Raw genomic sequence first — 23,238 nt, forward strand, 5'->3', positions numbered from 1 at the left:
CGTGGCCTACCTCAGCTTCAAGGTGGACAGGCCGACCAGCGCCAGGATGCCGGCGATGATCCAGAAACGGATGACCACGGTCGGTTCGGCCCAGCCCTTCTTTTCGAAGTGATGGTGCAGGGGCGCCATGCGGAACACCCGCTTGCCGGTCAGCTTGAAGCTGGCGACCTGGACGATCACCGACACCGTTTCCAGCACGAACAGGCCGCCGACGATGGCCAGGACCAATTCATGCTTGGTCACCACGCTGATGGCGCCCAGCGCGCCGCCCATGGACAGCGAGCCGGTGTCGCCCATGAACACCATGGCCGGCGGCGCGTTGAACCACAGGAAACCCAGGCCGGCCCCGACCAGGGCGCCGCAGAACACCGCCAGTTCGCCCGAGCCGGGGACGTAATGGATCTGCAGATAGTTGGCGAACACCGCGTGGCCGACCAGATAGCTGATCAGGGCGAACACGCCGGCGGCGATCATCACCGGGACGATGGCCAGGCCGTCCAGCCCGTCGGTCAGGTTGACGGCGTTCGAGGCGCCGATGATGACGAACACCGCGAAGGGCACGAAGAACCACCCCAATTGAAGCAGCACGCCCTTGAGGAAGGGCACCGCCAGCGAGCCGGCCAGCGGTTCGCGCTGAATGGCATACACCCACCAGGCGGCGATCAGGGCGATGGCGATCTGGCCGGCCAGCTTGGCCTTGCCGGGCAGGCCCTTGGGGTTCTTCTTCGACACTTTCAGGAAGTCGTCCAGGAAGCCCAGAAGGCCGTAGCCCAAGGTGACCAGCAAGACGATCCAAACATAGTGGGACCGAAGGTCGGCCCACAGAAGCGTGGCGACCACCAGGGCGATCAGGATCAGGAAGCCGCCCATGGTCGGCGTGCCCTTCTTGGTCAGAAGGTGCGATTCCGGCCCGTCGGCGCGAATCGGCTGGCCCTGCTTTTGCCACTTGCGCAGCCACTGGATCAGGCCCGGCCCGATCAGGAAGGCGACCACCAGGGCGGTCAGCACGGCGCCGCCGGTCCTGAAGGTCAGGTACTTGAACAGGTTGAAGACCTGATAATCGTCGGCCAGGGGGTAGAGCAGGTTGTAGAGCATCTTTCCCTCATCCCTCCAGCAAGGTCTTGACGATCAGGCCCATGCGGCTGCCGGCCGAGCCCTTGACCATCACCACGTCTCCGGCCTTGACCAGGCCCTTGATCAGCGGCGCCAACTCGGCCGAGGACCCGGCCGCGGGGCCGCGCTTGTCTTCGGGCAGGGCGTCGGACAGGTGGCGCATCAAGGGGCCGGCGCAGGCGACCAGATCGATGTTCCAGGTGGCGACGGCCCCTGCCAGGTCGGCATGCAGTTCAGGCCCGGAATCACCCAGTTCCAGCATGTCGCCCAGGATGGCGATGCGGCGCGCCCCCTTGGCCGGGCGGGCCGCGGCCAGTGTGGCGATCGCCGCCTTCATCGAGACCGGGCTGGCATTGTAGGATTCGTCGATCAGCTCGAAATTGCCGGCGCCGATGGCGATGCGGTGGCGCTCGCCCCGGCCCTTGGGGGCCTTCATGGCGGCCAGGGAACGGGCGGCTTCCAGCGGGTCGGCGCCCAAGGCCTTGACCGCCAGCAGCACGGCGAGCGAGTTCATGCCCCAATGCAGGCCGGGGACGCCGACGCGGTAGGCCACCGGATGGTCTTCCAGCAGGGCGAAGATCGCGGTCTCGTCGGGATCGACGGCGCAGTCCAGCAGGCGGGCGTCGGCTTCGATATGGCTGCCGAAGGTGCGGATGGTGATGTTGCCGGCCGCCTTGGCCAGGCGGCGGAAATGGCGGTTGTCGCGGTTCAGGCACGCGGTGCCGCCGGGTTCGATCCCCGAGAAGATTTCCGCCTTGGCGTCGGCGATGTCCTCGGTCGAGGCGAAGAAGGCCGAATGCACCGCCTCGACGGTGGTGATGATGGCCACATGGGGGCGGACCATGGCGACCAGCGGGGTGATCTCGCCGGGATGGTTCATGCCCAGTTCGAACACGCCGAAGCGGGCATCGCGCGGCATGCGGGCCAGGGACAGCGGCACGCCCCAATGATTGTTGAAGCTGCCCACCGACCAGTGGGTCTTGCCCTGGGGCGCCAGCGCCACGGCCAGCATTTCCTTGGTGCCGGTCTTGCCGACCGAGCCGGTCACCGCGCAGACGGAAGCGGCCGAGCGGGCGCGCGCGGCCCGGCCCAGGTCGCGCAAGCCCTCCATGGTGTCCTTGACCACCACCAGCGGCAGATTGTCGCAGCCTTCGGGGATTCGGTGAACCAGGGCGGCGGCGGCACCGGCCTCGATGGCGGCCTTGACGTGGTCGTGGCCGTCATGGCTGGGGCCGGCCAGGGCGATGAACAGGTCGGCCTTGGCGATGGTGCGCGAATCGATCGACACGCCGCAGGCTTCCCAGGCGGGACCCCGGGCGGTGCCGCCGGTAGCGGCGCGAACCTCGGCCGAGCTCCACAGCGTCATGCGCCCCTCCTGTCCAGGGCGGCCCGGCATTCGGTGGAATCGTCGAAGGGCAGGATTTCGGTGCCGACGATCTGGCCCTGCTCGTGGCCCTTGCCGGCTACCACCAGCACGTCGCCCGCTTCCATACCGTCAATGGCGGCGCGGATGGCTTTGCTGCGGTCGGCGATTTCGACCGCGCCGGGGCAGGCGGCCAGGATGGCGGCGCGAATGGGGGCGGCGGCCTCGGTGCGGGGATTGTCGTCGGTGATGATGACGCGATCGGCCAGACGGGCGGCGATGGCCCCCATCTGGCCCCGCTTGCCGGGGTCGCGGTCGCCGCCGCAGCCGAACACCACCACCAGGCGGCCATGGGCGTGGGGGCGCAGCGCAGTCAGCACGGTTTCCAGGGCGTCGGGGGTGTGGGCGTAATCGACGAAGATCGAGGGCGCCACCGGCTGCAAGCGACCCGGCACGCCCTCCAGCCCTCCCAGGGCGGCGGTGGCGGCGACGGCATCGGCGCCGCAGGCGATGACCAGGCCCAGGGCGGCCAGAGCGTTGGCGGCCTGGAAGGTGCCGGCCAGCTTCAGATGGATGCGGGCGGGACGGCCCAGGATGTCGAGTTCCAGGACCTGACCGTCGGGGGCGGCGAGCGCCGCCTTCAGGCGCAGATCGGCGCCGTTGGCGCCAAAGGCCAGGATCGGCTGGCCGCGAGTCTTGGCGGCCTTCAGGAACAGGTCGGCGACGGGGCTGTCGGCGTTGATGATGGCGGTGCCGGTGGGCGGCAGCAATTCGGTGAACAGGCGCAGCTTGGCGGCGCCGTATTCCTCCATGGTGCCGTGATAATCCAGATGGTCGCGGGTCAGGTTGGTGAAGGCGGCGGCCTCGAGCCGGACGCCATCCAGGCGGAACTGGGTCAGGCCGTGGCTGGACGCCTCCATGCAGGCATGGGTGATTCCATGGTCGGCCAGGCCGGCCAGGGTGGCGTGCAGGTCGGCCGGGTCGGGGGTGGTCAGGCTGCCGCTGTTGGGCCAATCCTCGGCGATCACCCCCAGGGTGCCCAGGGCGGCGGCAGGGTAGCCCAGGGATCGCCACAATTGGCGGGCGAAATTGGCGGTCGAGGTCTTGCCGTTGGTGCCGGTGACGGCGGCCATGTGGGCCGGCTGGCGACCGTGGAAGGCGGCCGCCGCCAGGGCGAAGGCGCGGCGCGGCTCGGGGTGGGGAACCAGGATCGCGCCGTCCGGGGCGGGGGTACCTTCGGGGGCCAGGATCGCCACCGCGCCGGCCTTGATGGCGCGGTCGATGAAGGCGCGGCCATCGGCCTTGGTGCCGGGCAGGGCGGCGAACAGGAAGCCGGGCGCGACCTTGCGCGAATCGGCGGTCAGGCCGGTGATGGTGGGGTTGGCGCCGGTCCAACCGGCGATCAGCTCAGCGAGTTGCGGCAAGATCGCCCCTCCCGTGGCCGGACGTGGCGGGGCGGGCGGCAATGGTCGGCTCGGGCGTGGCCTTGGGCGCGATGCCCATCATCGGCGCCAGTTGGGCGATGATGCGCCCGGCGGCCGGGGCAGCCGTCCAGCCGGCGGTGATGAAGCCATAGGTTTCCTTGGTGCCCTGCGGCTCGTCGATCATGGCGACAACCACATAGCGCGGCGCGTCCATCGGGAAGGCGGCGACGAAGGACGACAACACCGCCTTCTTCTTATAGCCGCCATGGGCGGCCTTCTCGGCGGTGCCGGTCTTGCCGCCGACGTCGTAGCCCGCCACCTCGGCCTTCTTGCCGGTGCCGTCGGTCACCACCATGCGCATCAGCGCGCGCATCTGGTCCGAGGTGCGGGGCTTCAGCACCCGCTCGCCGGGGATGGCGCGGCCGTCGCCGGCGGCCAGCAAGGTGGCGGGGCGGAAGATGCCGCCATTGACCAGGGCCGCCGCGCCGGAAACCAGTTGGATCGGCGTCACCGACAGGCCGTGACCGAACGAGATGGTGATGGTGTTGATCTCGCGCCACGGGCTGGGAACCATCGGGGCGCCGACCTCGGGCAGTTCGATGGTGGGCGTCTGCAGCATGCCGATGCGGCCCATGAACGAGCGCTGGAACTCGGTGCCGGCTTCCAAAGCCATGCGGGCCGAGCCGATGTTCGACGAATGGACCAGGATTTCCGGGACGGTCATCCAGCGGTTCAGGGCATGGTCGTCGTGGATCTCGTGGCTGCCGTACTTCAACGGGCGGGTGGCATCGAAGCTGGAATGCAGGTTGACCCGGCCGCTTTCCAGCGCCATCGCCGTGTTGAACAGCTTGAAGGTCGAGCCCATCTCGTAGGCGCCCTTGGTGGCGCGGTTGAACAAGGCGTCGTTGGCCCCGGCCGGCGGGTCGTTGGGGTCGAAATCGGGCAGGCTGACCATCGCCAGCATCTCGCCGGTATGGATGTCCATCACCATGCCGGTGGCGCCCTGGGCGCGGAAGGTCTCGACCGCCTTTTGCAGTTCGTTCCTGACCAGGGTCTGGACGCGGATGTCCAGGGACAGCCGCACCGGCTCGGCGCTGGACCGCAGGCCCGCATCGAAGCGCTTCTCGATGCCGGCGATGCCCTTGTTGTCGATGTCGGTCATGCCGACGGCGTGGGCGACCAGCGAACCGTGCGGATAGACCCGGCGCTCGCCCTTCTCGAAGTAAAGTCCGGGAATGCCCAAGGCATTGACGTCGTATTGCTGCCGGGGCGTCAGGTTGCGGCGCAGATAGGCGAAGCTCTTGCCGTTGCCCAGCCGGGCGCGGACTTCCGCCTTGTCCAGGTCGGGCAGCACGCGGGCCAGCTTGTCGACCGCTTCCTGGGCGTCGGGCACTTCGTGCGGGCGGGCGTACAGCGACACGGTGGGCAGGCTGGTGGCCAGGATGATGCCGTTGCGGTCGACGATGTCGCCGCGTTCCATTTCGACGCCGTCGATGCGGGCGTGGGGCAGCGCGCGTGGGCGGGCCGGATTGGAATCCAGCACGGCGACATCGACCATGCGCGCGCCGATGACGCCGAAGATGACGGTGAAGACGGCGACGGTGGCGACCAGACGGCCACGGCTGGTTTCCAGGGCGCGCATGCGAACGCCGTCCAGATACAAAGCGGCGGGACCGTTTTGCAGGTCCTCGCCGGCATGCATCAGGGGCGTGGGGGGCTTGCGCGCGAACAGGCTCATCGCAGCCCTCCCGGTCCATCGGGGGTTTGGGCCAGGGCGGGCGACTGGATGATGATGGTGCGGCCGGGCGGCTGGGGTGCCGGCCGGGGCGGCTGCGGCGCCGGTACCGGCGAGGCGGCCAGGACCGAGGGGGGCGGCGGCATGACCGGCGGCGGCTTGGTGGCGGCGGGCTTGACCGGGTCGGTCTTGGGGGCGGGGCGGCCCGGCTCGCTCTTGCCCGGTTCGCTTTTGCCCATCTGGACCGGGGCGGGCTTGGGGGCGGCCAGGGCGGCGGTGGCGGTCGGCTCCTTGCGGGCCGGGGTCAGCGAGGTGATCTGGCTGGGCGCCATCACCCGCATGGACAGGAACTTTTCGGACAGCTGGCGCAGGCGGGCCGGGTCGTTCAGATAGCTCCATTCCGCCTTCAGGACGTGGATTTCTTCCTGGTTGCGCTGGATCTCGCGGTTCAGCTCGGCCAGGCGGGCTTCCTGGTCGCGGACCTCGTGCTTGACGAAGAATAGGCCGACACCCAGAACACCGGCGATGGCGGCCAGCAACAGGCTGGTTCCCAATCCCTTGATCATGCGTCGCCTCCTTCCCAGGCCGGGGCTCCGGTCCGGATGGCGGTCCGCAGCTTGGCCGAGCGCGAGCGCGGATTGCGCGCCTGTTCGGCCGGGCCGGCGGCAACCGCCTTGCGGGTCAGCAGGGTGAAGGTGGGGGCGGGCCCGGCGGCCTGCATCGGCAGATGGCGCGACGCCCCCTCGACCACGCCCGAGCGGCGCTTCATGAAGGTCTTGACCGCGCGGTCCTCGAGCGAATGAAAGGTCACCACCGCCAGGCGGCCGCCCGGGGCCAGCAGCCGCTCGGCGGCGGCCAGGCCGCGGCTCAGTTCGCCCAGCTCGTCATTGACGTGGATGCGCAAGGCCTGAAAGGTGCGCGTCGCCGGGTCGATGGTGTCGTTGCCCTTGCGCACCGCCCGGCGCACCACCTCGGCCAGGTCCGAGGTGCGCTCGAACCGCTTGTCGGCGCGGGCGGCGACGATGGCGCGGGCGACCCGGCGGGCGTGCCGTTCCTCGCCCAGATGAAAGATGATGTCGGCCAGTTCGCCTTCCGACGCATTGTTGACCACGTCGGCGGCCGACGGGCCGGCCTGCTCCATCCGCATGTCCAGCGGGCCGTCCTTGGCGAACGAGAACCCCCGTTCGGCCTGGTCGATCTGCATCGACGACACCCCGATATCCAGGGCGATGCCATCGACCGAGCCGATCCCATGCTCGGCCAGCAGGCGGTCCATGTCGCCGTAGCGGCCGGCCAGCACGGTCAGGCGGCCGCTGGCCGCCTCGGGCAGGGCGCGGCCGTTGGCGACGGCGTCGGGGTCGCGGTCGATGCCGATCACCCGGGCGGCCCCTTGCCCCAGCAGGGCGCGGGAATAGCCGCCGGCCCCGAAGGTGCCGTCGACGAACACGCCGCCACTCAGCGGGGCCAGGCTGGCCAGCACCTCGTCCAGCAGGACCGGGATGTGGGGGATGGATTCCGAGTCCGGGGCGGGAGCGGGGGCGGTCATCGCGGCTCCTGCGACGGAGCCTTGGGCCTCAAGGGCAGGGTGGGGCGGTTGGCCAGGGCGCGGGCGCGGATTTCCGCCTCGGCCGCGCGGTAGCTTTCGGGTTCCCAGATCTGGAAGGTCTGGCCCTTGCCGACGAAGGCGCAGGATTCGGTGATGCCGGCATGGGCCATCACATCCTCGGGCAGCAGGATGCGGCCCTCGGGGTCCCAGGCCAGCTGGCGGGCGTCGGCGAAGATCAGGGCCGACAGATCGTCCTGTTCGGGCGAGAAGGCGTCGAGGTTCTGGGCGCTGTCGGACAGCCGCTCCATGAAGTCCATGCCGCAACCTTCGATGCAGGCATGGGCGAACGAGCGATAGGCGATGATCCCCTGGAAGGGCTGGACGGACAAGGTCGCGCGGAAGCTCGCCGGGACCGATACCCGGCCCTTGCGGTCAACCTTGTTTACGAATGTGGAGAGGAAAAGCCCCATCCCCCGATATCCGCCTACCGAAAAGCCCGTTGCCCCAATCCCCCCTGCCGAATGCGCGCACTTCACCTGGAAACGCCATGCGGTGGGTGAAAATGGGATATCATGGGTAATCATGGGCGTCAATGGTATTGACTAGTAAAAATCTGGGCCAAGGCGCCTGTTTGCAAATTGACGCCAAATTTACCAAAGTACTCGAAGAATGCGCTTTAATTCATTGAAAAATATGATGTTTTTCCGTTGCGCCGAAATTGGCGCACGACAACCGGCCGGCGCGGCGCGGGCCAGGGCTGGGGGGTGGGCGCCGATGGCGCCGCATGGGATGGTATGGGTGGAAAATCGAGAAATTTGCGCCAGACGGCCTGTAAGCCGGGTTCTGTTCCAGGCTGGGCCTGGTGACGACCATTCATCTGGGATGCCCGTTACCGGACACCTCTCGCGACCGACCCGGGCGGCTACGCGGAAGCGCGTTTCGTTCCTACGGGAAAACCCGCAGAAAACCGCCGCCCCTATTTGGTCTTGCTCCCGGTGGGGTTTGCCGTGCCGGCCCTGTTGCCAGGCCCGCGGTGCGCTCTTACCGCACCCTTTCACCCTTACCCGTCCGAAGACGGGCGGTTTGCTTTCTGTGGCACTTTCCCTAGGGTCGCCCCCGCCGGACGTTATCCGGCACCGTACTTCCGTGGAGCCCGGACTTTCCTCTCTCCGCTCTCGCGAAAAGCGGCCGTCCGGCCGTCTGGCGCGCCGGCACAGTGCACCGACGGCGGTGTCGGCGTCAAGGGGGTGGCTGGATGATGTAAGCCGAGACAAATTTCAATAATAAAAGCGATGTTTACTTGGGAGATGCGCAATCAGGCGAGAACTACATCAAATTAACCTGATTTTGATAAACATTAAAAGAAGATTTACCAATATTTCTTCGACATTAACCGGCTGTGAGCAGGCAAAACAAAAGGGTCGGGACCATCTCTGGCCCCGACCCCCGGTTGGGAATGCGCAAGAAACGCGGTCAGCCGAACAATTTGTCGATGTCGTCCTGGCTGATGCCTTGGTTTTCCAAGGCCGGGCCGTTCAGCAATTTGGCATCGTTGTCGCTGATCTCGGGGGCCTGCTTGGGCACGATCTCGGCGATGTTGTCGGGGCCCCAGATGTCGATCATGTTGGTGATCTTGCCTTCGACGAACTTCAGGGTGCGGACCACCTTCGAGATGCGCTGGCCGGTAATGTCCTGGAAGTTGCAGGCTTCGAACAGCGTGATGACGGTTTCCGAGATGTCGTCGGCCAGGCGCTTGACGTAGGCGTCGCCGTGCGATTCGATCTCGCGGGCCAGGGCGTCGATCTTCTCGGCCCCTTCCAGGATCGAGTTGGTGGCGCCCTCGGTGGCGTTGACGATGGCGTCCAGCTCGAAGGTGACGGTCATCAGCCGGTCGTCGTCGCTGTCCTTGGGCTTCAGAGCGGCGATTTCCTGCTTGGTCTGCTCGATACAGACGGCCAGGGCGCGCAGCTCGGTCTTCAGCATCGACACTTCGGCCTGACGCTGTTGGACCACTTCCTCCATGCTCGCCACCTGGGCGGCCACCGGCGGCGGCTCCTCGCCCTTGATCAGGTGCTCGAGGATCTTGATTTCGTTACGGACTTCCTGCAGTGCCTTCAGGACCTCGTTGTTCGAGGTCCCCATCAGCTGCGGCGCCACGTCGCCCTTGCCCGACATCGCCTTCAGGCGCTGGATCTCGGCTGTGAACAGCTTGCGTTCGGTCATCATGCCTGAAAGAACCTCCCCCCCCCAATCACGTTGTCCAGCCATTGGCTGGTCCGCCCACCGCGCCGTCTTGTTCCTGCGCGGCCTCCACCCAGGGGCCATATGCTTTATCATCTTCCAGAATATGGTCGGTCAACCAATTCTTAAGCAGCGACTGGACGTCGGCGCTCAGCGCGTCGCGTTCTCCGGCCCGCCAGCGCTCGCAGATCTGCGTCACCTTCTTTTCCAGATCGTGATGGAGCTGCTCATGCTGCTCGGCCAAAGGATAGTTGGCCCGGCGCATGATCGCCTCCTCGCGGCGGAAGTGATGTTCGGCGTATTCGGCCAGGACCTTCAGCACGCTGCCCACCACTTCGCGGCTCTGGTCGGTGTCGGTGGCGTCGTTCAGCTGCGCCAGCAGGCTGAAGATGATGCGGTGATCGGAATCGAGGATGGCGCTGCCCACGCTGTAAGCCTCGTCCCATGTCAGCATCGCCATCGTCGGCCTTCCCCGTCCCGTGCCCCAAGCCAAAATGCTACAACGCCAACCTTGGCCGCACAACCTGTCGTCGGGATGGTATGCTGGGGGCTGAACCCATTCATGACGGGGCTGTGTCGTGACCCGCTTGCGCTTGGCCACCTTCAATCTGGAAAATCTGGACGACCGCCCCGGGGCAGGCGACTTCGCCGACCGCGTCGCGGTGTTGGCGCCGCAACTCCAGCGGCTGCGCGCCGACGTCTTGTGCCTGCAAGAGATCAATGCCCATGCGCTGACCAAGCGCGGCCCGCGCGAGGTGTCGGCGCTGGATCGGCTGGTGGCCGGCAGCGATTACGAACACCGCCACCGCGTCGTCTCGCTCAGCCGTGGCGGGGTGCGTCCGGCCGACCGTCACAATCTGGTGGTGCTCTCTCGGCTGCCGGTGCTGGAACATTCCCAGGTGTGGCACGATCTGGTGCCGCCCCCCAGCTATCGGCCGGTCACCGCCCAGCCGCGGCCCGATCTGCCCGAGGCGGTGGAATGGGATCGGCCGATCCTGCATGTGGTGCTGGATGCCGGCGGCGGCCGGCGGCTGCATGTGGTCAACGTTCATCTGCGGGCGCCGCGCGCGGCCTGGCTGCCCGGCCAGAAGGACGGCCATGGCCGCTGGAACAGCATCGGCGGTTGGGCCGAGGGATTCTTCCTGGCCGACATCAAGCGGGCCGGCCAGGCCCTGGAAGCGCGCCTGCTGGTCGAACGTATCCTGGACGGCGAGCCCGACGCCCTGATCGCCGTTCTGGGCGATTTCAACGCTGTCGATCACGAGGCGCCGGTCCGCACCATCCGCGGCGACGAGGACGACACCGGCAACGGCCATCTGGGGCCGCGCGTGCTGGTGCCGGTCGAGCGCTCGATCCCGGAAAGTCAGCGCTTCTCGGTGATCCATCGCGGACAGCGCATCCTGCTGGATCATATCCTGGTGTCGCGCCGCCTGCTGGGCAGCTTCCGCGCCGCCGAGCTGCACAACGAGACCCTGGGCGACGAGCTGATCTCGCCGGCGCTGGTGTGGGCCAGCCCGGAAAGCTATCACGCGCCGCTGGTGGCGGAATTCAGCCTCCGACCATCTCGATGAAGACGCCGTGCGCTTCCGACGGCGGAATGCGGATGGTGCCCTCGCTGTCGCGCGAGAAGCTGACCTTGTTGCGGGCCAGCAGTTCGGCGGCGCGGCCGGTATCGGCCACCTGAAGGGCCAGGGCCACCAAGGCCGGCGCTGGCGGCAACTCGTCCAGCTCGGCTTCGGGATGCAGTTGGGTGACGTCGTCGGGGGGCGTCAGGAACACCAGGCCGCGCCCGGTATGCACGGTGACGGTGGTGTCGGTCAGCACCGCCGAATACGGGCCGAACACCTTGTCCCACGACGCGGTCAGCGCCGACGGCTCGTCGACGATGGCGGTGATTGCCGCGATGCCGAAGGCGCCGTTGGGATGGGCCATCCATTCGGGGAAGCGTTCGCGCTCGGCGGTGATGTGCTGGACCAGACGGCTGCGCACGCCGGGCGTGGCCTCGGCCGGCAGCAGCGTTTCCGAGAACATCAAGGTGGCGGTGCCCTTGGGCGTCTCGAGCTTGCGCGACAGCGAGGCTGGGTCGGGAACGTCCAGGCCGGCCCGGCGCAGGCTTTCGATGGCCGCCGCGCCATTGTCGGAGCCGATGGCGATGCCGATCAGGCCTTCGTTCTGGGCGGTGTAGGCGCGCAAGGATTCCGCCTCGGTGCCGGCGCCTTCGGCGGCCTGCAGGGCGATGTAATCCTGGCCGAACATGATGCAATGGTTGGCGGTGCCCCATTCGGGATGGACGCCCTTGGGTGTCAGGGTGAAGCCCAGCCGGGCGAAGGTCTCGGCGGCCTGGTTCAGGTCGCGCACGGCGATGACGGCGTGATCAAGTCCACGAATGTAATTGGCCATCGGTCCCTCACAGCGTTCGAGCAGCGGGGAAGGGTGACACCCGACCGGGGGGGTGAGTCAACACCCGAACGGTCGGTTCAGGATGATTCTGGATTGCGCGAGGAGTTTGCGCGAAGCGCTGCCCGTGCCGGGCCGTCTCAAGCGCCGCCGGGCTGGGTATCGCATCACCGAAAAGCCCGGCGGCGTCTGAGCCGGCCCGGCACGGGCAGCGCTTCGCGGGCTTTGCCTTTGGCGCGCCCGATCCCGGGCGGCTCAATCGCCGCTCGGGCTTTTGGCACAGCACCTAAGCCCGGCGGCGTCTGAGCCGGCCCGGCACGGGCAGCGCTTCGCGCCTAATGACTCATCAATACCGGCACGGTCATGTGATGCAGCAGATGCCGGGTGGCGCCGCCCATCACCAGCTCGCGCAGGCGGGAACGGCCATAGGCGCCCATCACCAACAGATCGACATCCTCGTCGGCCGCGCGCGACAGCAGCATCTCGCCGATGTTCAGGTCCTCGGACCGGATGTGCTCGCACACCGCGTTGGCGCCGTGGCGCGACAGGTGCAGGCAGATGTCGGCGCCGGGCACGTCGCCATGGCCGGCCATGCCGCCGGTCGGGTTGACGGCGATGACGTGGGCCAGCTTGGCCCGGGTCAGGATCGGCAGGGCATCGTGCACCGCCCGCGTCGCCTCGCGTGAGCCGTTCCATGCCACCAGGATACGCTCGCCGATGGTGTCGAAGCGGCCGGCATAGGGCACCACCAGCACCGGACGCCCGACCTCGAGGATCAGCGAATCGGCCAGGCCGGGGCCGTCTTCGCCGGGCAGGGGCTGGCCGACCACCGTCAGATCGACATAGCGCGCGTGCAGGGCCACCGTGCTTTCCAGCGGCCCATCGACGTCGCGCCACTCGGTGGTGACGCCGTAATCGGGCTGGATGCGGTCGAAGATGGCGCGGGCCTCGCGGGCGGCCTCGGCATTGTGCTCGTCCTCGATCTTGTCGAGGATCGAGCCGTACTGGGCGGCGATATATTGCGGCAGATGCTGGCGGTGGCGCACGTTCAGCGCGATCAGGTGGGCCTGGTGGTCCTTGGCCAGGCGGGCCGCCAATCCCAGACGAACGCCGCATTGCGGCGAGTTGTCGACGTGAACCAGGATATCCTTGAAGGCCATGGGTGCCATCCTGTCAGCAGATTGATTGCCCCGATGATAGAGCATCGGAACTGGTCAGACCAGTGACCTGCAAGCAGCCCTGAATCGACAAAAGCGCCCCCTTGCCCTTTCCATCGGCCAAGGGTGCCCCCACCTGTTGCATCAGTGGGTCCATGGTCTCGGGGAAGTGTATCGTCGATGTTCGGTATCGTGCGCGCCCCTGAAATCGATCGCCCCGGCCAGGTATGGTTCAACGTCGACCGTCCGCTGTCGCTGGCGGACCTGAAGGGCCGTCTGGTGGTGCTGGATTTCTGGACCTTCTGTTGCGTCAATTGCCTGCACACGCTGCCGACGCTGCAGGTGTTGGAACAGGCCTTTCCCGACCGGCTGGTGGTGATCGGCATCCATAGCCCGAAATTCGACCATGAATGCCAGCCGGCGGCGGTGGCGGCGGCCATCGACCGCCTGGGCGTCACCCATCCGGTGGTCCACGACCCGCATCTGATCCTGTGGGAGGAATATTGCGTCCAGGCCTGGCCGACCCTGGTGCTGATCTCGCCCGATGGCCACGTCATCGGCCAACTGGCCGGCGAGCCCCATCCCGACATGCTGCTGAAGGGGCTGGGCGACATGCTGTCGCGCCAGCCGGTGCACAGTGCTGCCGGGGCGCTGCCGATCCGCCCGGCTTTGGCCGGCGGGGGCCGCTTGCGTTTTCCCGGCAAGATCAAGCATTGCCCGGGCGCCGGCGGGCAGAAGCAGTGGGCGGTGGCCGATGCCGGCCACCATCAGATCGTGCTGTTCGATGATGACGGCCGCGAATTGCGGCGCTGGGGCAGCGGCGAGGCCGGCTATGCCGACGGATTGGTCGCCAGTTTCGACGGCCCCGAGGGGCTGGCCTGCGATGCCGACGCCATCTATGTCGCCGACACCCGCAACCATGCCATCCGCCGCATCGACCGCGCCAGCGACACCGTCAGCACCCTGGCCGGCTTCGGCTGTCGCGGCGGATTCCTGGAATTGCCGGCGCCGGGGGGCGATACCGCGCTGGCCTCGCCGTGGGACCTGGAAGTGGTCGGCCGCCAATTGTTTTTCGCCAATGCCGGCAGCCACCAACTGGGCTGTCTGGACCTGGACAGCGGCCAGGTCCGATTGGTGGCCGGCAGCGGCGACGAAGACATCGAGGACGGCCCGGCCCAACAGGCCCGGCTGGCCCAGCCCTCGGGCCTGGCGGTGAATGCCGGCGGTGACGGGCTTTATTTCGCCGACAGCGAAACCTCGGCGATCCGCCATCTGTGCCTGAAATCGGGCGAGGTCAGCACGCTGGCCGGGGCCGGCCTGTTCGATTTCGGCCATCTGAACGGCGACTTGGCGCAGTCCCGCTTCCAGCATCCGCTGGCGGTGGCGACCGCGCCGGGGATGATCTATGTCGCCGACAGCTATAACGGGGTGATCCGCGCCATCGACCTCGAGCATTCGCAGGTCACCGATCTCGCCGGCCCGCCGGTCTTAAGCGAGCCGGCCGGCATCGCCGCCGACGGGATCGGCCGCCTGCTGGTGTGCGACACCAACCAGCACCGCATCCTGGAAATCGACGCGAGCACCCATCAGTCGCGCATCTGGGCCTGAAGCAGGGGGGCATGAACTAGGGTGAACCTCTCTTGCGCGGGGTTCTGAACTGCCGCTACCATCGCAGGCCATGGGTTTCGGGGGTGGGGATGGCAGCAAAATCGCGTTCGGACATCATCGGGGATGTCGAAGACTTCGTGGATCGCAACGGCGGCAATTTCGCCGATTTCTTCGTCGGCGTCACCGGCGCGCCCAAGCAGATGCTGTTTAGCCAGCACAAGCTGAAGGACAAGGGCGACGCCTGGATTTCACGCCTGGCCAAGGACGAGTTGGACGCCCACGACGTGGTGGAATATTTCCGCTCCACCCGTGGCGCCAAGTCGCGCAAGAAAGAGGTGGTCGAGACCGACCTTTACGTCTACGCCTTCAAGATCAAGCCCCACACCCGGACCTGACATGAGCCGCACCGCCGATTCCGACCTTGCCCACCTGTTCCATCCCTACACCAACCTGGTCAAGCACCCCGAGACCGGGCCGCTGGTGATCACCCGCGGCCAGGGGGTGCGCGTCTATGACGAGGCCGGCAAGGATTATATCGAGGGGCTGGCCGGCCTGTGGTGCACGGCGCTGGGCTGGGGCGAGGAACGCCTGGTCGAGGCCGCCGCCCGCCAGATGCGCGAGCTGCCCTTCTATCACCTGTTTTCCAGCCGCACCCATCCGCCGGCGGTGCAACTGGCCGAGATGCTGGCGGCCCGGGTGCCGATCGACGATGCCCGCGTGTTGTTCGCCTGCTCGGGCTCGGAATCCAACGACACCGCCATCAAGCTGATCTGGTACCGCAACAACGCCCTGGGCCGGCCCGACAAGAAGAAGATCATCGCCCGCGAGCGCGCCTATCACGGCGTCACCGTGGCCACCGCCTCGCTGACCGGGCTGGTCAACAACCAGCGCTCGTTCGACGTCCCCATCGACCGCATCGTCCATACCGGCTGTCCCCATTACTGGCGCTACGGCGAAAAGGGCGAAAGCGAGGAGCAGTTCGCCACCCGCCGGGCCGAGGAGCTGGAAAAGCTGATCCTGGCCGAAGGCCCGGAGACCGTCGCCGCCTTCTTCGCCGAGCCGGTGATGGGCGCGGGCGGCGTCATCGTGCCGCCGGCCACCTATTTCGCCAAGATCCAGGCGGTGCTGAAGAAATACGACGTGCTGCTGGTCGCCGACGAGGTGATCACCGGATTCGGCCGGACCGGGGCCATGTTCGGCTGCGACACCTTCGGCATCCGCCCCGACATGATGAGTGTCGCCAAGGGGCTGTCGTCGGGCTATCTGCCGATTTCGGCGCTGATCGTCTCGGGCGAAGTGTTCGGCCCCATCGCCGAGGAAGCCGGCCGCATCGGCGTGTTCGGCCATGGCTTCACCTATGGCGGCCATCCGGTCTCGGCCGCTGTCGCGGTCGAGACGCTGAAGATCTATGCCGAGCGCGACATCCTGGGCCATGTGGCCCGCGTCGGTCCGGTCCTGCAGCGCGGCCTGGCCGAGTTGCAGCAGCACCCCCTGGTCGGCGAGGCCCGCGGCGCAGGCCTGATCGGCGCCGTCGAACTGGTCGCCGACAAGGACAGCCGCACCGCCTTCGACCCCAAACTGGCGGTCGGGGCCAAGGTGGTGGCCAAGGCGCAAGGGCATGGGGTGATCTTGCGGGCGATGGGTGACGCGGTGGCCTTCGCGCCGCCCCTGATCATCTCGGAAGCGGAAATCCTAGACATGCTGGGCCGCTTCCGGCGCGCCCTTGACGAAGCTCATGGAGAGCTGGTGGGGGCGGGGGCAGTCTGACCCCATACCTGAAGGGGTTGGGGAGATTACGGGCAAGTTAGTTGCACCATGAAACCCTAATCCTTTAGGATCGCGCCCTAGACAAAGAATGTTCCGCGCCCGGCCGGCACGACACGAGCTGAAGCGACGCGGGGGAGGCCAGACCAGATGGATTACGAGCATTACTTCGCCAAGCGCATCGCCGACCTGAAAAGCGAGGGCCGCTATCGGGTGTTCGCCGATCTGGAACGCCAGTGCGGCCGCTTCCCGGTGGCGCTGAATCACCGCGACGACGGCGTCCACGAAGTGGTGGTGTGGTGCTCGAACGATTATCTGGGCATGGGTCAGCATCCCGAGGTCCTGGCCGCGGCCAAGGAAGCGGTCGATCGCTGCGGTGCCGGTGCCGGCGGCACCCGCAACATCTCGGGAACCAACCATTACCATGTCCTGCTGGAACAAGAGATCGCCGACTGGAACGCCAAGGAATCGGCGCTGTTGTTCACCTCGGGCTATGTCGCCAACCAGACGACGCTGTCGACCCTGGGGGCGACCATCCCCGGCTGCGTGATCTTCTCGGACGAGTTGAACCACAACTCGATGATCGAGGGCATCCGCCATTCGCGCGCCGCCAAGCACGTCTTTCGCCACAACGACCCGGAAAGCCTGGCCGAGGCGTTGAGCGCGTACCCGAAGGAGACGCCGAAGCTGGTGGCGTTCGAATCGGTCTATTCCATGGACGGCGACATCGCGCCGATCAAGGAAATGTGCGACGTCGCCGAGGCCCATAACGCCATGACCTTCATCGACGAGGTCCATGCCGCCGGCATGTACGGCGCCGAGGGCTCGGGCGTGGCCGAGCGCGACGGCCAGCGCGACCGCCTGACCATCATCCAGGCGACCCTGGCCAAGGCCATCGGCGTGGTCGGCGGCTATATCGCCGGCTCGAAATCGATGGTCGATTACGTCCGCTCGTTCGGGCCGGGTTTCATCTTCTCGTCGTCCTTGCCGCCGATGGTCGCCGCCGCCGCCCGCGCCTCGATCCAGGTGCTGCGCCGCACCCCCGAGATTCGCACCCGCCACCAGGAACGCGCCGCCACCTGCAAGGCGCGCCTGAAGGCCCAGGGCATCCCGGTGATGGACTCGGTCAGCCACATCGTGCCGGTGATGGTGGGCAATGCCGCCCTGTGCAAGCAGGCGTCGGACCTGCTGCTGAAGAAGCACCACATCTACGTCCAGCCCATCAACTATCCCACCGTCCCGGTCGGCACCGAGCGCCTGCGCATCACGCCGACGCCCTTGCACACCGACGAGATGATGGATCATCTGGTCAAGTCGGTGGTGGCGGTGTGGGACGAGCTGGACCTGCACAAGATTCACGTCAAGGCGGCGGAATAGCCGCCACATCCGCCCGCGTCAGCGCGCGTCCTTGAAGCGCAGATCCAGCCGCACGGCGAACGGCGCCTTGGCCTTCAAGGCCTCGGGCAGTTTCAGCGGCTGGGCCTGGCGGATGGCCCGGTACAGCGCATCGATGGTGCGGCGCTGAATGCTTTGCGGGTGCAGCTGGGAATAGCCGTCGAACACCTCGTCGGGGTTCCACGGCCGACGGGAATCGTAAATCTCGGCGAAATAGCCGTCGGGCCGCACCGTCACCGACACCCGCATGTCGGCCTGGTCGTAGGCGGCCAGTTCCTTCGGCGGCTTCCATTGGCGGACCACCTGCGACAACACGAAATCGCGCTCGTTCTGGGTGACCGGAATGGGCTTCTTGACGGCGGCAAGCTTCTCGGCGGGCTTGGCGACCACCGCCGACGGGGCGGTACTTTCCTTGGCCGGCGCAGGACTGGATCGTTGCGCCAACTCGCCCTGTTCCAGTTGAGGAATGGCGCGGCCATCCTTCTCGGGCTGCGGCTTGGCCCCGCCCTGATCGGCCGGCGGGGCCGGCTTCTGGGCAGGTGGGGGCACCAACTCGACCGCCACCGACGGCGGCTCGGGATCCTTGATCCGGGGGATCGGAAAGCCCAGCCAGGCGATCGCCAGGGCCAGATGGACCAGCGCCGACAGCACCAGCGGCACCGCCTTGAAACGGCGGCGGTCAGAGGGCGCTGACATATCGAGAACCGGGGCGGCAAGCATGGCGGGCCGGACCCTACCGTAACGGCGGCCGGGAATAAACCCCTGCGACAGTGGACGCCAGCCGTTGCATCCCTTATATTTGTCGCATTGAACAACGAGGCTTGGCCGATGTTCGCCGACAACACCCTGACCCCGAAGGAAGCGGTGCGCTTGTGCGCGCTGGGCTCGATTGCGCGCGCGCCCCAGCGTTACAGCGAACTGGCCGGCGCGGTGCGTCACTTCATCAGCCGGGTGGCCGGGCCGCAGATCGACTTGATGGGCACCTCGATCGAGCTTCTGCGCTATGAAGGTCTGGTCCAGGCGGTCGATGGCACCGGCGCCGGGATGGAGGACGACGCAATCCTGGCCATCACCGAGGCCGGCCGGGTCGAGCTCATCACCCTGCTGACCGCCCGTCTGCGCGCCGGCAGCGATTTGTCGAAGCTGATCGTCGCCTTGAAGATGCGGTTCATGGATTTGTTGCCGGCCAACCAGCAGCGCGCCCAGGCCGATCTGATGATCGAGACGGTCGAAGGCGAATTGGCCCGCCTGATCGATCTGCGCGGGGCCTTCGCCGGTGATGGCGACGGCTGCCATCTGACCGACTGGCTGGATCACGACATCGAATTGCTGGAAACCCGGCTGACCTGGCTGGAAGAGTTCAGCGCCCGCCTGTGAGCGTCGAACCCGCCCTGCCTGGCCTGGACGACCAGGCCGCCGACGCCAACCCGCATTATCTGGGCCATCGCGACCGCCTGCGCAGCCGGTTTCTCGCCGCCCCCGACAGCCTGCCCGATTACGAATTGCTGGAATTGCTGCTGTCGTCGGTGATCGCCCGCGTCGATACCAAGCCCTTGGCCAAGGCCCTGATCGACGAATTCGGCGGTTTCGGCGAGGTGCTGGCGGCCCCGGTCGCCGTGCTGGAAGCCTTTCCCAAGGTCGACAAGGCCCGCATCACGCCCACCGTCGCCGCCTATCTGAAGGTGGCCGAGCAATCGGCCCGGCGGCTGGCCAAACTGGCGGTGCTGGACCAGCCGGTGCTGACCCGCTGGGACCAGTTGATCGATTATTGCAACATGGCCATGGGCCGCCTGCCGACCGAGCAGTTCCGCCTGCTGTTCCTGGACCGCAAGAACGTGTTGGTCGCCGACGAATTGCAGCAGCAGGGCACCGTCGATCACACGCCGCTTTACCCGCGCGAGGTGGTCAAGCGGGCGCTGGAGCTGAACGCCTCGGCCCTGATCATGGTCCACAACCATCCCAGCGGCGACCCCACGCCGTCCCGGGCCGACATCGACATGACCCGCCAGGTCAGGGACGCCTTGAAGGCGGTCGGCATCGCCCTGCACGACCATCTGATCATCGGCCGCAAGGGCCATAACAGTTTCAAGAGCATGGGGCTGTTGTGAGCGGCACCGACATCGCCGCCCCGGCCCTGCCGCCGATCATCGCCGTGTTCAACCACAAGGGCGGCGTCGCCAAGACCACCACCGCCGCCAACCTGGCCACCTGCCTGGCCGCCTTCGGACTGAAGGTGGTGCTGATCGACCTGGACGCCCAGGGCAACGCCACCGCCGGGTTCGGCGTGCTGCCGCTGCCGGCGGTCGGGTCCTATGACGTGCTCTTGGGCAATTCGGAAATCGAGCCGGTGCTGGCCCCCTCGGGCTTTCCGGGCTTGAGCCTGCTGCCGGCCACCACCGACCTGCGCCTGGCCGAACTGCAACTGGCGACCGACGAACATTCGCACCTGCAATTGCGCAAGTCGCTGACCGAGCACCGATTGTCCCGATGGGCCGACATCGCCGTGATCGATTGCCCGCCATCCCTGGGCATGGTCACCGCCAACGCCCTGACCGCCGCCAGCCATGTGGTGATTCCGGCCAGGCCCGACCCCTATACCCACGAAGGCCTGGTCAATACCTGGCACGAGATCAAGCGGCTGAAGGAAACCGTCAATTCCCGGCTGACGGTGGCCGGCATCCTGCTGACCATGGTCACCGGCGACGCCACCGAAACCGACGTGGCCCGCACCATGCGGGCCGAGTTCGGCGACGTGGTCTACAAGGTCATGGTCGAAACCGACCCCAAGGTGGTCGAGGCGGCCCAAGCCGGCGTGCCGGTGGTGGTGCTGGACCCCGACGGCGCCTCGGGCCGGGCCTATGTGGCGGCGACGTTGGAGCTTCTGACCCGTCTGGCCGCCGGCCAGCCCCTGCCTGACGGCTTCAATCAGGACAGCGTGTTGAACACCTTGCGCGAGTGGCGGGCGCGGCTGCCGGCCCTGCAGCGACGCCCCACCGAGTCCGAGGCATGGGCCGCCGTGCCCAAGGCCTGGGACGATGCCGAGCCGCACGACGATTGGACGCCCGAGCGCCTGACCCCGGCCGAACCGGCGCGGAAGTTCACCTTGGGCTGGCTGGTCGGCGCCTTTTTGGCCGGGCTGGCCCTGGGGGCCGGACTGGCGCTGACTATTGCAGGGTGAAGTATTTGTGCAGCTTGCTGATGCTGATCAGCTTGGCGACCTGACCGGACGCGCCCTTGAGGACCAGTTCGGTCTCGGTCTGCTGGGCGGCGTCGCGCACGATCAGCAGCATGCCCAAGGCCGACGAATCGACGAACTCCACCTTTTCCAGGTCGAAAACGGTGATTTTCGGGCGGTCGGTATTGATGCGGGCCAGGATGTCGCGAAACCCCTTATAGTCCGAATGGGTCATGCGGCCCGAGACATGGATGGTCAGGGCCTTGTCCCGACCTTCGAAGGCATAGTCCATGGCTTGGGCTCCATCCTGCGGTCTGCTGGAATTCTGTTCGCGGGTGCGAACGTCCATGTCATATTAGCGGCTTGCCACGGATGACGACAGTCGGAAAAAGCGTCAATCGTGTGATGATTAATGACACCGCAAGGATCCCAATGCCTCGCCTGTTGTTCGAGGAATGTAGTTCAGCCGAACTGGCGACCGTGCTGCCGGGGCGTTTGAAACGCCGTGAAAATGATGCAGGCGAAATCTTGGTTAAGGCCGACTTCCAGGAGGACGATATTGTCCGCGCGCTGCGGGCTCCCTTTCGCGGCGGCATTCAACTCTCGGCTGATGGCGAGTCCCGGTTGGGCGAGTACTTCCTTGCCCACGTGAGAGACGGCGGGATCGGCTTGTCGCTCTGCACCGGGGCCGCCTACGATGCCGATGTCGCCGGCCCGTTCGTCCAGGCCCTGTGGCGCCTTGCTGCGGCCGGTCCGGCCGACGAGGCGATCTGCCTGGCGGTGCACGAGGCTTTGGCCAATGCGCTGGTGCACGGCAATCTTGAAGTCCCGCGGCTGGACGAGGATTTGGACGCCTTCCTGGGGCATTGCCAGTTGCTGGAAGACGCCAAGAGCGACCCTGCCCGCTGGGGGCGGCGGATCGAAATTTCCGGTATCGGCAAAGGCGGCGACGTCGAGGTCGCCATCCAGGACCAGGGGCTTGGATATCAGGTTCATGGCCCGGCGACCGGCAAGGCTGGGCATCGCCTGCATGGCCTGGAACTGATCAACGCCTGCACCTCGAATGTCCGGGTCGAGGATGGCGGTCGCTGCCTGGTCCTGGTCTTTGCCACGCAAAGGAGCGATGAATCATGACTTTGTCGGATTGCCGCGTCCTGATCGTCGATGATCATTCCCACAATCGGGCCTTGCTGGCCGCCCTGCTGGAAGGGCTGTCGATCACCTTGGTCGAACAGGCCGCCAACGGGATCGAAGGGCTGGAAAAGGTGGCCCGCCGCCGCCCCGACCTGATCTTGCTGGATGTGATGATGCCCGGCATGGACGGCTATGAAATGTGCCGCAAGCTGCGCCAGACCTATTCCCATTCCGACCTGCCGGTGATCTTCGTCACCGCCCTGGACAGCCCCGAGGAACGCTCGGCCTGTTTTGCCGCCGGCGGCACCGACATGGTCGCCAAGCCGATCAACGGGCCGGAAATCGCCGCGCGCGTCGGCGTTCATCTGGAAAACCGCATCCTGCTGGACCGGCTGCGCGCCTTCCAGGAGCGCCTGTCGCTGGAGCTGGAAGCGGCCCGGGCCATCCAGGAAAACCTGACCCCCGGCCAGGCCGAGCTCAACCGGATCGGTGCCGCCACCGGCACGGTGATCCACGCCCATGCCGAGACCAGTTCCGAACTGGGCGGCGATTTCTGGAGCGTGCGCGACGACGGCGACGGCCATGTGGTGGTGCTGCTGGCCGATTTCGCCGGGCACGGGGTGGCCCCGGCCTTGAACGTCATCCGCCTGCACACCTTGTTCGGGCGGATTGGCGCCGCGTCGGCCCCGCACGAGGCGATGGTGGCCCTCAACGCCGAATTGAAGGCCTTGCTGCCGGTCGGCCAGTACGCCACCGCCCTTTACGGCATTTTCGACGCCCGGCGCGGCAGGTTCAGCTTCGCCGGCGCCGCCGCGCCGCCCTTCTGGATCGTCGAGAACGGGCAGGCCCGCTATATCGAGGCGTCCGGCCCGCCGCTGGGCGCATTCGAAGACGCCGAATACGAGACGCAAACCGTCGAGATCGGGCCGGACGCCCAATTGTTCCTGCACAGCGACGCGCTGATGGAAAGCCAGGTCGATGGCGCCGACATCGCCGACGAGCAGATCCTGGCCGCCTGGCTGGTCGAGGATGCCGGGTCGGGTTCGTTGCCCCAGGCCTTGGCGGCCCGCTTCCACCGCCTGCTGCCGGGACCGCCGCCCGACGATCTGACCATGATTTCCATCGCCCGGCGGTAACGACGAAGGCCGGACCATCACTGGCCCGGCCTTTTGATTCGGCAACCGCG

23 protein-coding genes and 1 other RNA gene are annotated in these 23,238 nt (G+C 67.0%); 10 read left to right on the forward strand and 14 right to left on the reverse strand.

Features of this window, described 5'->3' with window-relative positions:
- Positions 1 to 6: 6 nt before the first annotated feature.
- From mraY to MTBLM5_RS16525, 10 genes are all read right to left on the reverse strand, one after another.
- Positions 7 to 1,095 carry a phospho-N-acetylmuramoyl-pentapeptide-transferase gene (gene mraY / locus MTBLM5_RS16480; RefSeq protein ID WP_173977148.1) on the reverse strand — a complete coding sequence of 363 codons (1,089 nt, stop codon included), beginning with the start codon at positions 1,093 to 1,095 and terminating at the stop codon, positions 7 to 9.
- Positions 1,096 to 1,102: 7 nt separating this feature from the next.
- The gene (locus MTBLM5_RS16485; RefSeq protein WP_173977149.1) at positions 1,103 to 2,479 is read right to left on the reverse strand and encodes a UDP-N-acetylmuramoylalanyl-D-glutamyl-2,6-diaminopimelate--D-alanyl-D-alanine ligase; all 1,377 of its coding nucleotides are present in this window, start codon (positions 2,477 to 2,479) and stop codon (positions 1,103 to 1,105) included.
- Positions 2,476 to 3,900 carry a UDP-N-acetylmuramoyl-L-alanyl-D-glutamate--2,6-diaminopimelate ligase gene (locus MTBLM5_RS16490; protein ID WP_254431100.1) on the reverse strand — a complete coding sequence of 475 codons (1,425 nt, stop codon included), beginning with the start codon at positions 3,898 to 3,900 and terminating at the stop codon, positions 2,476 to 2,478. Before MTBLM5_RS16490 ends, MTBLM5_RS16485 begins: the two co-directional genes overlap by 4 nt.
- Positions 3,884 to 5,638 carry a penicillin-binding protein 2 gene (locus MTBLM5_RS16495; protein ID WP_173977150.1) on the reverse strand — a complete coding sequence of 585 codons (1,755 nt, stop codon included), beginning with the start codon at positions 5,636 to 5,638 and terminating at the stop codon, positions 3,884 to 3,886. Before MTBLM5_RS16495 ends, MTBLM5_RS16490 begins: the two co-directional genes overlap by 17 nt.
- Positions 5,635 to 6,201, reverse strand: coding sequence for a cell division protein FtsL (locus tag MTBLM5_RS16500; RefSeq protein ID WP_173977151.1), 567 nt, complete (start codon positions 6,199 to 6,201; stop codon positions 5,635 to 5,637). Before MTBLM5_RS16500 ends, MTBLM5_RS16495 begins: the two co-directional genes overlap by 4 nt.
- Positions 6,198 to 7,181 carry a 16S rRNA (cytosine(1402)-N(4))-methyltransferase RsmH gene (rsmH, locus tag MTBLM5_RS16505; RefSeq protein ID WP_173977152.1) on the reverse strand — a complete coding sequence of 328 codons (984 nt, stop codon included), beginning with the start codon at positions 7,179 to 7,181 and terminating at the stop codon, positions 6,198 to 6,200. Before rsmH ends, MTBLM5_RS16500 begins: the two co-directional genes overlap by 4 nt.
- Positions 7,178 to 7,651 carry a division/cell wall cluster transcriptional repressor MraZ gene (gene mraZ / locus MTBLM5_RS16510; protein WP_173977153.1) on the reverse strand — a complete coding sequence of 158 codons (474 nt, stop codon included), beginning with the start codon at positions 7,649 to 7,651 and terminating at the stop codon, positions 7,178 to 7,180. The genes rsmH and mraZ overlap by 4 nt, the downstream gene beginning before the upstream one ends.
- A gap of 346 nt (positions 7,652 to 7,997) precedes the next feature.
- An RNA gene (gene rnpB, locus MTBLM5_RS16515) (RNase P RNA component class A) lies at positions 7,998 to 8,385 on the reverse strand.
- A 269-nt stretch (positions 8,386 to 8,654) separates the two neighbouring features.
- Positions 8,655 to 9,407, reverse strand: a complete 753-nt coding sequence (locus tag MTBLM5_RS16520; protein ID WP_173977154.1) for a protein phosphatase CheZ — start codon at positions 9,405 to 9,407, stop codon at positions 8,655 to 8,657.
- A gap of 25 nt (positions 9,408 to 9,432) precedes the next feature.
- Positions 9,433 to 9,882, reverse strand: a complete 450-nt coding sequence (locus tag MTBLM5_RS16525; protein WP_173977155.1) for a bacteriohemerythrin — start codon at positions 9,880 to 9,882, stop codon at positions 9,433 to 9,435.
- 118 nt (positions 9,883 to 10,000) lie between these two features.
- On the opposite strand from MTBLM5_RS16525, the gene MTBLM5_RS16530 reads away from it, so the two are divergent.
- Positions 10,001 to 10,993, forward strand: coding sequence for an endonuclease/exonuclease/phosphatase family protein (locus MTBLM5_RS16530; RefSeq protein WP_217425051.1), 993 nt, complete (start codon positions 10,001 to 10,003; stop codon positions 10,991 to 10,993).
- Here MTBLM5_RS16530 and MTBLM5_RS16535 read toward each other — a convergent pair.
- Both MTBLM5_RS16535 and MTBLM5_RS16540 read right to left on the reverse strand, forming a co-directional pair.
- On the reverse strand, positions 10,971 to 11,822 hold the full coding sequence (locus MTBLM5_RS16535; RefSeq protein WP_173977156.1) for a VOC family protein: 852 nt from the start codon (positions 11,820 to 11,822) through the stop codon (positions 10,971 to 10,973). The genes MTBLM5_RS16530 and MTBLM5_RS16535 overlap by 23 nt on opposite strands.
- A 332-nt stretch (positions 11,823 to 12,154) precedes the next feature.
- The gene (locus MTBLM5_RS16540; protein ID WP_173977157.1) at positions 12,155 to 12,979 is read right to left on the reverse strand and encodes a universal stress protein; all 825 of its coding nucleotides are present in this window, start codon (positions 12,977 to 12,979) and stop codon (positions 12,155 to 12,157) included.
- Positions 12,980 to 13,156: 177 nt separating this feature from the next.
- Between MTBLM5_RS16540 and MTBLM5_RS16545 the strand changes: the two genes are divergently transcribed.
- From MTBLM5_RS16545 to hemA, 4 genes are all read left to right on the forward strand, one after another.
- On the forward strand, positions 13,157 to 14,584 hold the full coding sequence (locus tag MTBLM5_RS16545) for a thioredoxin-like domain-containing protein (RefSeq protein ID WP_173977158.1): 1,428 nt from the start codon (positions 13,157 to 13,159) through the stop codon (positions 14,582 to 14,584).
- 89 nt (positions 14,585 to 14,673) lie between these two features.
- A complete protein-coding gene (locus MTBLM5_RS16550; protein WP_173977159.1) occupies positions 14,674 to 14,979 on the forward strand; it encodes a hypothetical protein in 306 nt (101 codons plus the stop codon).
- Position 14,980: 1 nt separating this feature from the next.
- Positions 14,981 to 16,351, forward strand: a complete 1,371-nt coding sequence (locus tag MTBLM5_RS16555) for an aspartate aminotransferase family protein (protein ID WP_173977160.1) — start codon at positions 14,981 to 14,983, stop codon at positions 16,349 to 16,351.
- 147 nt (positions 16,352 to 16,498) lie between these two features.
- A complete protein-coding gene (hemA, locus tag MTBLM5_RS16560) occupies positions 16,499 to 17,725 on the forward strand; it encodes a 5-aminolevulinate synthase (RefSeq protein WP_173977161.1) in 1,227 nt (408 codons plus the stop codon).
- 18 nt (positions 17,726 to 17,743) lie between these two features.
- Here hemA and MTBLM5_RS16565 read toward each other — a convergent pair whose 3' ends face one another.
- On the reverse strand, positions 17,744 to 18,439 hold the full coding sequence (locus MTBLM5_RS16565) for a hypothetical protein (RefSeq protein ID WP_173977162.1): 696 nt from the start codon (positions 18,437 to 18,439) through the stop codon (positions 17,744 to 17,746).
- Positions 18,440 to 18,571: 132 nt separating this feature from the next.
- Between MTBLM5_RS16565 and MTBLM5_RS16570 the strand changes: the two genes are divergently transcribed.
- Genes MTBLM5_RS16570 through MTBLM5_RS16580 form a run of 3 tightly spaced genes read left to right on the forward strand, consistent with a single transcriptional unit; the run spans position 18,572 to position 20,921 of the window.
- Positions 18,572 to 19,120, forward strand: coding sequence for a hypothetical protein (locus MTBLM5_RS16570; RefSeq protein WP_173977163.1), 549 nt, complete (start codon positions 18,572 to 18,574; stop codon positions 19,118 to 19,120).
- Positions 19,117 to 19,851 carry a DNA repair protein RadC gene (gene radC / locus MTBLM5_RS16575; protein WP_173977164.1) on the forward strand — a complete coding sequence of 245 codons (735 nt, stop codon included), beginning with the start codon at positions 19,117 to 19,119 and terminating at the stop codon, positions 19,849 to 19,851. Before MTBLM5_RS16570 ends, radC begins: the two co-directional genes overlap by 4 nt.
- Positions 19,848 to 20,921 carry a ParA family protein gene (locus MTBLM5_RS16580; RefSeq protein ID WP_173977165.1) on the forward strand — a complete coding sequence of 358 codons (1,074 nt, stop codon included), beginning with the start codon at positions 19,848 to 19,850 and terminating at the stop codon, positions 20,919 to 20,921. Before radC ends, MTBLM5_RS16580 begins: the two co-directional genes overlap by 4 nt.
- On the opposite strand, the gene MTBLM5_RS16585 is transcribed toward MTBLM5_RS16580, so the two are convergent.
- Positions 20,908 to 21,210 (reverse strand): STAS domain-containing protein, encoded by a 303-nt coding sequence (locus tag MTBLM5_RS16585; RefSeq protein WP_172822327.1) that lies wholly within the window; start codon positions 21,208 to 21,210, stop codon positions 20,908 to 20,910. The genes MTBLM5_RS16580 and MTBLM5_RS16585 overlap by 14 nt on opposite strands.
- An 80-nt stretch (positions 21,211 to 21,290) precedes the next feature.
- Here MTBLM5_RS16585 and MTBLM5_RS16590 point away from each other — a divergent pair, with 80 nt between their 5' ends.
- On the forward strand, positions 21,291 to 22,052 hold the full coding sequence (locus tag MTBLM5_RS16590) for an ATP-binding protein (RefSeq protein WP_173977166.1): 762 nt from the start codon (positions 21,291 to 21,293) through the stop codon (positions 22,050 to 22,052).
- Complete coding sequence (locus MTBLM5_RS16595; RefSeq protein ID WP_173977167.1) at positions 22,049 to 23,188, forward strand: PP2C family protein-serine/threonine phosphatase; 1,140 nt, start codon at positions 22,049 to 22,051, stop codon at positions 23,186 to 23,188. Before MTBLM5_RS16590 ends, MTBLM5_RS16595 begins: the two co-directional genes overlap by 4 nt.
- Positions 23,189 to 23,238: the final 50 nt, after the last annotated feature.

The organism is Magnetospirillum sp. LM-5, from assembly GCF_902729445.1.
GTDB lineage: Bacteria > Pseudomonadota > Alphaproteobacteria > Rhodospirillales > Magnetospirillaceae > Magnetospirillum.